Here is a 1,607-nt window from a genome sequence, read left to right as displayed (position 1 = left end):
CCGATCGTAAACCTCCAGTTTGCCCCAGAGATTCAGATTCACCGCGTTTTGGGAAGGCCAAAGAGTCGAGGTCAGCGAGTTGGCGTATTATTTGGCAACTCAGTACGCCGAAAAATATGGAGTGTCGCGATACGCTGTTATCGGCGCGGTCGCTAATGAGTATGATGCGAGGCTATCATATGAACGGTGGGGTGATTGGCGTGGTGCAGTGGTCCAGGATGCGGCGCTCCGCGTGATACCTCGATCTGGCCTGATTTCTCCAGGATACGTGACCGAATTCAAGGTGAGGCGACCTTGATTTTCAATCCTACGTGGTGCTTATTGATCGGCGAGACTACCAATGCAATCGATTTGTATTCGCTGCAGTCTTTGTCGACATTTGTTCGTCGCGCTGATCGCAGTCAGCATTTGGTATACTTGGTTATTCTATACGGCCGGAGAGCTAAATGAATATAGTAAATATATTATCCCCTATATTTATCATCATCACATCTTATTTAATTTGCTCAGAGATTGTTGAATTATTGTTCTATTCGTCCAGAGGGTGGGACTTTAACGTTGATAATAAATATTCCGGAACCACTTTTGACGCAGATGGCCCGCAGGCTTATTACCGGCAAAGCAATCGAGATAGAGTTTTGATTGGTCGGCCTATAATGATTTTCGGTTTTCTCATGTCGGCTATTTTCCTGTCCATTTACTGAGATCTCATTGGGAGATGCGTTTCGATGAATGCCGAAAATAAGTACTTAGGAGCCTCTATCGAGGTTGTTGGAGGGATTAACTTCAAGGTAAAGGCCGTGCACGCCTTTAACGGTGGATGGGGACCGTTTAGCTATACCGCTACCTTTGACGTTGGAAATCCCAACTGGCCCTCAGGCGTTCAAGCTAAACTTGGAAATCTGGGGTTTATAGCGGCATTTGATCCGACAAAATCACCAATTTCCTCGCTGGTAGGACTGGGTGCGGGATATGCAAGTTCGCAACCGTTTAGCGGCGCAAATATATCTAGCTTTGTTGGATTTCTCTTGGACAGCGAGGCATTCAAACTAGTTGGCAAGTTTACCGCATCTTCGCAGTTTGCAATCGGCGGCACAAATATTAGGCCATTAGCTGGTTCGTCCTCAATCGAATTGACAATTATCTCCAGTGAGCCGTCACAAAGTCCCTTTTTGCATGGGTCAGGGCTCCCCTCATCAACGTGGCAAGCCGGAGTCACATACGTAAATCAAATGTTTAACTACACTGGGCCTGCTGGTATTGAGCCGACTCAAGCTTGGTCGGGTTTCGATACACCTTCTGAGATCCTAGCCGCCGAGCGGCTGCGAGACTTGAGAACCTTGCAGGCCGATCAGAAATCCGCTCTTTCTCTTGAGGCTCGTGACGAGCGTGTTTCTGTGCGTGCAGCCACACCTACTCCGTCGTTTCGCGAGAGCGAAAACATGAGCATGGATGCGTACGAGCGGCAGAAGACAATCTCGACGCCATCCTATCGTCAAAGCGAAATCGCCAGCATGGCGGCCTATGACAAGCAGAAATCTGCAGCGACGCCATCGTTTCGCGACAGCGAAAACAAGAGCATGGAGCGGTATCGCGACTATCAGGCT

At 48.7% G+C, this 1,607-nt stretch carries 1 protein-coding gene; it reads left to right on the top strand.

Annotated elements, in window-relative coordinates:
* Positions 1 to 728 precede the first annotated feature (728 nt).
* A partial coding sequence (locus tag PDO_RS27950; protein ID WP_007603091.1) for a hypothetical protein occupies positions 729 to 1,607 on the top strand: 879 nt, incomplete at its 3' end.

Source organism: Rhizobium sp. PDO1-076 (assembly GCF_000247475.1).
GTDB lineage: Bacteria > Pseudomonadota > Alphaproteobacteria > Rhizobiales > Rhizobiaceae > Allorhizobium.
Note: the sequence above shows the minus strand (reverse complement) of the source record. Positions and strands in the feature narration are given on the sequence as shown.